Origin of the sequence: Bradyrhizobium guangdongense (genome assembly GCF_006483445.1) — a bacterium.
Taxonomy (GTDB): domain Bacteria; phylum Pseudomonadota; class Alphaproteobacteria; order Rhizobiales; family Xanthobacteraceae; genus Bradyrhizobium; species Bradyrhizobium guangdongense_A.
The window spans coordinates 18,827-27,060 of the sequence record NZ_PPPT01000175.1 but is presented as its reverse complement, the minus strand read 5'-3'; the positions used below and the strand labels follow the sequence as shown (position 1 = coordinate 27,060).

Here is an 8,234-nt window from a genome sequence, read left to right as displayed (position 1 = left end):
ATGTAGACCTGGATCGTCGAGGTGCCCTGCACCGACGACGATCCAGGTCTACATCAAGCTGAACTTCGATCCGAACCAGGCGCTGACCGAAGTTCTCGCCAAGACCAACTCGGTCAAATACCTGATCCCGAAGGAATCGAACGATCCGATCGTCACCAAGACGACGGGCCAGACCACGGCCGTGATGTATCTCGGCTTCTCCTCGGAGGAATTATCGGGCTCGGCGATCTCGGACTATCTGACGCGCGTGGTGCAGCCGGTGCTGTCGACCGTCGACGGCGTCGCCTCGGCCGACATTCTGGGCGGCCAGACCTTTGCGATGCGGCTGTGGCTCGACCCCGTGAAGATGGCGGGCCGCAACGTGTCGCCGGGCGACGTCGCGGCGGCCATCACCGCCAACAACTTCCAGTCGGCGGCAGGCCAGACCAAGGGCTATCTGATCGTCTCGAACATCAGGACCAACACCGGCCTGACCGATGTCGAGCAGTTCAAGAAGATGATCGTCAAGGCCAAGGACGGCGGCTTCGTCCGGATGGAGGACATCGCAACCGTCGAACTGGCAGCCCAAAGCACCGACGCCAGCGTCGCCTTCAACGGCGAGCACGCGATCTTCATCGGTGTGCAGGCGACCCCGCAGGGCAACCCGCTGACGCTGGTCAAGGGCGTGCGCGCGCTGTTCCCCGAGCTCGAGCGCAATCTGCCGCCGTCGATGAAGATGAAGGTCGCCTACGACTCGACCAAGTTCATCCAATCCTCGATCGACGAGGTGGAGAAGACGCTCGGCGAAGCCGTGATCATCGTCATCGTCGTGATCTTCCTGTTCCTGGCCTCGTTCCGCTCGGTCATCATTCCGGTCGTCACCATTCCGCTGTCGATGATCGGCGTCTGCACGATGATGCTGGCGCTCGGCTTCAGCTTCAACCTGCTGACGCTGCTGGCGATGGTGCTCGCGATCGGTCTCGTCGTCGACGACGCCATCGTGGTGGTGGAGAACATCCATCGACATCTGGAGGAGGGCAAGACGCCGGTGCAGGCGGCGCTGCAAGGCGCCCGCGAAATCGTCGGTCCGGTCGTCTCGATGACGATCACGCTCGCCGCCGTGTACGCGCCGATCGGCTTCCTCGGCGGTCTGACCGGTTCGTTGTTCCGCGAATTCGCCTTCACGCTCGCGGGCTCCGTGATCGTGTCCGGCGTGATCGCGCTGACGCTGTCGCCGATGATGTGCTCGGTGCTGCTGAAGAACACGGAGGAAGGGCGTTTCGCAAAGCTCGTCAACCGGGTGTTCGGCGCGCTGACGCGCTGGTACGGCCGCAGGCTCGACCGTTCGCTCGACTACAAGTTCATCACCGGACTGTTCGCGGCGACGATCCTCGGGCTCGTCGGCTTCCTCTACATGAACACCTCGAAAGAGCTTGCGCCCGAGGAAGACCAGGGCATCGTGTTCTCGGTGACCAAGGCGCCGAAATACGCCAACATCGACTATCTCGATTTCTACGGCGAAAAGCTCGACCACAAGTTCGCGAGCTTCCCGGAGACCGACCTTCGCTTCGTCCTCAACGGCATCAACGGTCCGCAGGGCGGCATCGCCGGCATGCTGTTGAAGCCGTGGGATGAGCGTAAGCGGTCCTCGATCCAGTTGAAGCCGCTGGTGCAGGCGGAGCTTTCCAAGATCGAGGGCGTGCAGGCGTTCGCCTTCAACCTGCCGCCGCTGCCGGGCGGTCCCGGCGGTCTGCCGGTGCAGATGGTGATCAACTCGACCGCCGGCTTCCAGGCCGTCTACGAGCAGATGGAGAAGATCAAGGCTGCCGCGCGCAAGAGCGGTCTCTTCATCGTGTCCGACAGCGATCTTGCCTTCAACCAGCCGATGGTGACCGTGAACGTGGACCGCGCCAAGGCGCAGGATCTCGGCATCAACATGCAGAACATCGGCGCCGCGCTCGCGGTTCTGGGCGGCGGCAATTACATCAACCGCTTCAACCTGGAGGGACGTTCGTATCAGGTCATCCCTCAGGTGCCGCGCGCCAAGCGGCTCTCGCCGGAGGCGCTTGGTAGCTACTATGTGGCGACCAACACCGGCCAGCAACTGCCGCTGTCGACGGTGGTGTCGATTTCGACCTCGACCGCTCCGAACTCGCTGACGCATTACAATCAGCTCAACTCGGCGACCTTCTCGGCGGTGCCGATGCCTGGCGTGACCGTCGGCGCGGCGGTCGATTTCCTCGAAAGCGTGGCCAGGGATATGCCGCAGGGCTTCAGCCACGACTATCTCGCCGACTCCAGGCAGTATGTGCAGGAAGGCAACCAGCTCGCGATCACCTTCGGCTTCGCGCTGATCATCATCTTCCTGGTGCTGGCGGCGCAGTTCGAGAGCCTGCGCGACCCGTTCGTGATCATGATCTCGGTGCCGATGGCGATCGTCGGCGCCCTGATCCCGCTGTTCTTCGGCATGGCAACGATGAACATCTACACGCAGGTCGGCCTGCTGACCCTGGTCGGCCTCATCACCAAGCACGGCATCCTGATGGTGGAGTTCGCCAACGAGCTCCAGATCAAGGAGCGGCTGGATCGTCGCTCGGCGATCGAGATGTCCGCGCGCATCCGCCTGCGGCCGATCCTGATGACGACGGCGGCGATGGTGACCGGCCTGATCCCGCTCTTGACCGCGACCGGCGCGGGTGCCGCGAGCCGCTTCTCGATCGGGCTCGTGGTCGTGGCCGGCATGTCGATCGGGACGCTGTTCACGCTGTTCGTGCTCCCGGCGGTCTATGTTGTGCTCGCGACCGATCACCGCGCCGAGCTGGACTCGGAGCGGAACAAGCAGATCGACGCGCTTGATATTGGCGACAAGGCGCTGCGGCCGACCTGAGGCCGTTCAAATTGAGATGAGGAAAGCGGCAATGGCTATCGCCACTGCCGCTTTTTTCTTGTCGCGTGCTAGACTTACGCCGTGTTTGTTCCAGCGCAGGATGGCCAGATGAGACGGCGCGATTTTCTGGGAGGTCTCGGCGCCGTCGCGTTGCTGCCGGGCCAGTCGGCTGCCCAGAGCAGGACCTTCCATTTGGGCACGGTGGCGCCGATCGCGCCGATCACGGCGACAAGTCCGGGCGGCAAGATTCTGATCAAGGTGCTCGGCGAGCGCGGATTCAGCCTAGGTCAAAATCTGACCCTTGAGGCGCGCGGAGCGGGTGGCGATGTCACAAAACTCCCTGGGCTGATCGCCGAGCTGAAGTCGAGAGGCGTCGATGCCATCGTCATCATCGGCTACCCGACTGCGATGGCCGCGAAGGCCGCGGGCGTTCCGACGGTGGCAGCCAGCGGTATCGGCGATCCCGTCGAGACCAGGCTCATTGAGACGCTCGCCCATCCCGGCGGCAACATCACGGGCATTTCCGACGTCGCCGCAACGCTCAGTGCCAAGCGGCTGACCCTGCTGAAGGAGATGGCGCCGAAGCTGAACAAGGTCGCCATGCTGTGGAATAAGGACGACCTCGGCATGACCATGCGATATCAGGCATCGGCCAAGGCCGCCCTGGCGCTGGGACTGACCGTACAGGCGCTCGGCGTCCGCGAGCCCGACGATTTCGACGAGGCCTTCTCCGTGATGGCTGGCGATCTGCCCGACGGCATCCTGATGGTCGCGGATGCGCTCACCAATCTGAACCGCCAGCGGGTCTTCGAATTCGCGGCCGCCCGGAAGCTGCCGGCGATCTACGAGTATGACTACCTCGCTCGCGATGGCGGGCTGATGTCTTACGGACCGGACTCGTCGGAATCCTATGAGCGGGCAGCGGCGCTCATCGCGCGCATCTTCAAGGGGGAGAAGCCTGCCGATCTGCCCTTCGAGCAGCCGACCCGGTATCCCCTGGTGCTCAACCTCAGGACGGCGAAGGCGACCGGGATCGAGATTCCGCCGACCTTGCTGGCACTTGCCGATGAGGTCATCGAGTAGCCTTGTGCGCTGCCGCAAGAGACAAGCCCGGGCCTTCTTGCTAGATACGAGGGGATGAGCATCTCCCTCCACCCCGATACGCCCCAGGCCGGGGCGCTGCCCAATGCAGCGACTGAGAGCGCCGCGTCCGGGGCTGAGGCGGGGCCGCGGGTTCGCAGCCGGCTTTTCACGAAGTATGTCGCCCTGTTCGTGGCCGTGGTGGCCGTCGCGCTGCTCGCCAACGGCATTTTCGAGGTCTTCTTCTATTATCGCGAGCACAAGGCGTCGCTGATCCGGATCCAGCACGAACAGGCCGAGGCGGCCGCCGCCAAGATCGGCCAGTTCGTCAAGGAGATCGAAAGCCAGCTCGGCTGGACCACGCAATTGCCATGGGCAGGAGGCTCGATCGAGAACCGCCGCTTCGATGCGTTGCGGCTGCTGCGGCAGGTGCCGGCCGTCACCGAACTGGCTCAGGTCGATTCCACCGGCAAGGAGCGGCTGCGCGTCTCCCGGCTCGCCATGGATGGCATCGACACCGGGGTCGACCTCTCGAAGGACCCGAAATTCACCGAGGCGGTGGCCAAGAAGGTCTATTACGGGCCGGTCTACTTCCGGCGCGAGTCCGAGCCCTACATGACCCTGGCGCTGGCCGGCACGCGCAAGGACGCCGGCGTCAGCATTGCGGAAGTGAACCTGAAGCTGATCTGGGACGTCGTCTCGCAGATCAAGGTGGGCGAGCACGGCCACGCCTATGTGGTCGGACCGGAGGGGCGGCTGATCGCGCATCCCGATATCAGTCTCGTCTTGCGCAACACCGACATGTCCAAGCTGGAGCAGGTGCGCGCTGCGCAAGCCGGCGGCGGCAGCATGCCCGACGCCTTGCAGGAAGCGAGCAACATCCAGGGGCAGAAGGTGCTGACCGCGTCGGCGCCGATCGCGCCGCTCGGCTGGACCATGTTCGTGGAATTGCCGGTCGAGGAGGCCTATGCCTCGCTCTATGCCTCGCTGCAGCGGCTCGCGATCGTGCTGCTGGCGGCGTCGATCTTCGCGGTGCTGGCGGGAATCTTCCTGGCGCGGCGCATGGTCGGTCCGATCCAGGCGCTGCGCAGCGGCGCCGAGCGCATCGGTGGTGGCGACTTCTCCCAGCGCATCTCGATCAAGACGGGCGACGAGCTGGAAGGGCTCGCCAACCAGTTCAACGACATGGGCGCGCGGCTGCAGGAGTCCTACGCGGATTTGGAAAGCAAGGTCGAGCGGCGCACCGCGGAATTGCGGGAATCGCTTGAGCAGCAGACGGCGACGTCGGAGGTATTGCAGGTCATCAGCTCCTCGCCGGGTGAATTGACCCCGGTGTTCCAGAAGATGCTCGAGAACGCCGCGCGTGTCTGTGGCGCGAGTTTCGGCGTGCTGAGCCTCTGGGACGGCCAAGGCTTTACCATCGCTGCGGATTACAACGTGCCGGCTGCGTTCGCTGACAGGCGAAGAGATGCGCCGATTCGTCCTCATCCCGACAGCGGCCTCGGCGAGGTCGTCAGGACACATGCGGTCGTTCACGTTCACGATGTGCGAAACACGCCAGCCTATCTTGCCGGCGGGCCCGACATGCGCGCGATATCGGACGTCGGTGGCGCCCGCACGATCGTCGTTGTGCCGATGCTGAAGGAAAACGAGCTGATCGGCGCGATCGCAGTCTATCGCAAGGAGGTCCGCCCGTTCACCGACAAGCAGATCGCACTGGTCGAGAATTTTACCAAACAAGCCGTAATTGCGATCGAGAACACCCGGCTGCTTCGGGAGTTGCGCGAACGCACCGAGGCGCTGTCGCGATCCCTCGACGAGTTGCGCACCGCGCAGGATCGCCTGGTGCAGACCGAAAAGCTCGCCTCGCTCGGCCAGCTCACCGCCGGCATCGCCCACGAGATCAAGAACCCGCTCAATTTCGTCAACAATTTCTCCTCGGTATCGACCGAGCTGATCGACGAGCTCAAGGAAGTGCTGGAAACGGCCAAGCTCGACGACAAGACCAGGGAAGAGGTCGACGAGCTCACCCACATGCTCAGGGGTAACCTCGAGAAGGTCGTGCAGCACGGCAAGCGCGCCGACTCCATCGTCAAGAACATGCTGCTGCATTCGCGCGAAGGCTCCGGCGAGCATCGCGACGCCGATATCAACGCAATCGTCGAGGAAAGCCTCAATCTCGCCTATCACGGCGCACGCGCCGAAAAATCCGGGTTCAACATCACGCTCAAGCGCGATTTCGATCCGGCGGCGGGCATGATCGACATCTATCCGCAGGAGATCACCCGCGTTTTCCTCAATCTGATCTCGAACGGCTTCTATGCCGCGGCCAAGCGCAAGGAGAGCGCAGCCGACGGTTTTGAGCCGACCCTGAGTGCCGCGACCAAAAACCTCGGCAACAAGGTCGAGATCAGGATTCGCGACAACGGCACCGGAATCCCGGCCGAGGTGAAGGAGAAGATGTTCAATCCGTTCTTCACCACCAAGCCGGCGGGCGAGGGGACGGGGCTTGGGCTGTCCATGAGCCACGACATCGTGGTGAAACAACACGGCGGCACCATCGATGTGGCGACCGAGCCGGGCGCGTACACCGAATTCATCATTACGCTGCCGCGGATGCTGGTGGCACAAGGCAATACCGGAGGCAGGAATTGAACGTCTATATCCTTGTCGTCGACGACGAGCCCGACGTTGAGGCGCTGTTTCGCCAGCAGTTCCGCCGTGATCTGCGCGCCGGGCGCTTCCAGATGGAGTTCGCGCCGTCGGCGCCGGCGGCGATCGAGCGCGCTGCAGACGTTCGTGATCCATCGCTGGTCCTGATTCTATCAGACATCAACATGCCCGGCATGAGCGGGTTGGACATGCTGCCGAAGGTGCGCGCCGAGCGGCCGGACGTTCCCGTCATCATGATAACAGCCTATGGCGATGCCGAGACGCGGAAGAAGGCGATCGAGCGCGGCGCCGACGGGCTCCTCACCAAGCCGATCGACTTCGCGTTGCTGCGGCAGGAGATCGATTCACGGCTCGGGCAAGCGGCATGACTGCGACCATCCTTTTCGTCGACGATGAGCCGGATCTGGAGGCGCTGGTGCTCCAGAAATTCCGCCGGCAGATTCGCGACGGTGCCGTCAGCTTCATGTTCGCCCATGACGGCGTCGAGGCGCTGGAATCGCTCGCGCAGAATCCGCATGTCGACATGGTCGTGTCAGACATCAACATGCCCAGGATGGACGGGCTGTCGCTGCTCGAGAAGCTGCAGGAGGCCGAAGACAAGAAATCGACCATCATCGTCTCGGCCTATGGCGACATGAGCAATATCCGCACCGCGATGAACCGCGGCGCGTTCGATTTCCTCACCAAGCCGATTGACTTCGCCGACCTCGAAACCACGATCCAGAAGACCATTCGCCATGTCGAGGTGCTGCGCGAGGCGCAGCGGCGCCAGGCCGAAGCCGAGCGCGCCCATGCCTCGCTGTCGCGCTATTTCTCGCCGGAGATCGCCAGGCGCCTCGCCGCGCATGGCGAGAGCAACGGCATGGAGGTGCAGTGGCGCGAGATCGCCACCATCTTCACCGATATCACCGGCTTCACGACGCTGGTCGAAAGTGCCGTGCCCGAGACGCTCGGCGAATTGCTCAACGAATATGTCGGCGGGATGACCGAGATCGTGTTCGAGCACGAGGGCACCGTCGCAAAGATCATCGGCGATGCCATCCAGATCCTGTTCAATGCGCCCGGCGACCAGCCGGATTTCGCGACGCGGGCGGTTGCCTGCGTCCACGATCTCGACGCCTGGGCCGAGGGGTTTCGCGAGCGCTGGAAGGTGAGGGGCGTGAATTTTGGCGCGACGCGCATCGGCGCCCATGCCGGTCCCGCGCTGGTCGGCAATTTCGGCGGCAACCGCTTCTTCGACTACACCGCCTATGGCGACACCGTGAACACGGCCGCGCGGCTGGAGGCCGCCAACAAGCATCTGGGCACGCGCATCTGCGTCAGCGCCAGCGTCGCCAAGGCTGCCGAGAACTTTCAGGGGCGGCCCGTCGGCGATCTCATGCTGCGCGGGCGCAGCGAGCCGTTGCGCGCGTTCGAACCGCTCAAGGCGCAAGAATTCGATGCGCCGGCAACCGCGCTTTACTCGGAAGCCTTTGCCAAGCTGGAATCCGGCGACGTGGCCGCGATGCCAGCCTTCGCTGCGCTGGTCGGCATGCATGCCGATGACGCGCTGGCCGGCTTCCACCTCAGGCGCCTGCTCAACGGTGCCAAGGGCGTCCGGATGCAACTGGAATAG

5 protein-coding genes are annotated in these 8,234 nt (G+C 63.8%); all 5 read left to right on the top strand.

The features are described 5' to 3' along the window. On the top strand, positions 1-2,866 hold a 2,866-nt coding region (locus C2U70_RS24635; protein WP_140981226.1), incomplete at its 5' end, for an efflux RND transporter permease subunit. 108 nt (positions 2,867-2,974) lie between these two features. After that, the gene (locus tag C2U70_RS24630) at positions 2,975-3,949 is read left to right on the top strand and encodes an ABC transporter substrate-binding protein (protein WP_140981225.1); all 975 of its coding nucleotides are present in this window, start codon (positions 2,975-2,977) and stop codon (positions 3,947-3,949) included. Between the two features lie 54 nt (positions 3,950-4,003). Beyond that, positions 4,004-6,601, top strand: coding sequence for an ATP-binding protein (locus C2U70_RS24625; RefSeq protein WP_140981224.1), 2,598 nt, complete (start codon positions 4,004-4,006; stop codon positions 6,599-6,601). After that, positions 6,598-6,987: a response regulator gene (locus C2U70_RS24620; protein ID WP_140981223.1), complete on the top strand. Its 390-nt coding sequence runs from the start codon at positions 6,598-6,600 to the stop codon at positions 6,985-6,987. Before C2U70_RS24625 ends, C2U70_RS24620 begins: the two co-directional genes overlap by 4 nt. Continuing rightward, positions 6,984-8,234, top strand: coding sequence for an adenylate/guanylate cyclase domain-containing protein (locus tag C2U70_RS24615; protein WP_140981222.1), 1,251 nt, complete (start codon positions 6,984-6,986; stop codon positions 8,232-8,234). Before C2U70_RS24620 ends, C2U70_RS24615 begins: the two co-directional genes overlap by 4 nt.

Coding starts and splice junctions, on each gene's coding strand:
- C2U70_RS24630 (WP_140981225.1), top strand. CDS start 2,975: ATGAGACGGCGCGATTTTCTGGGAGGTCTCGGCGCCGTCGCGTTGCTG.
- C2U70_RS24625 (WP_140981224.1), top strand. CDS start 4,004: ATGAGCATCTCCCTCCACCCCGATACGCCCCAGGCCGGGGCGCTGCCC.
- C2U70_RS24615 (WP_140981222.1), top strand. CDS start 6,984: ATGACTGCGACCATCCTTTTCGTCGACGATGAGCCGGATCTGGAGGCG.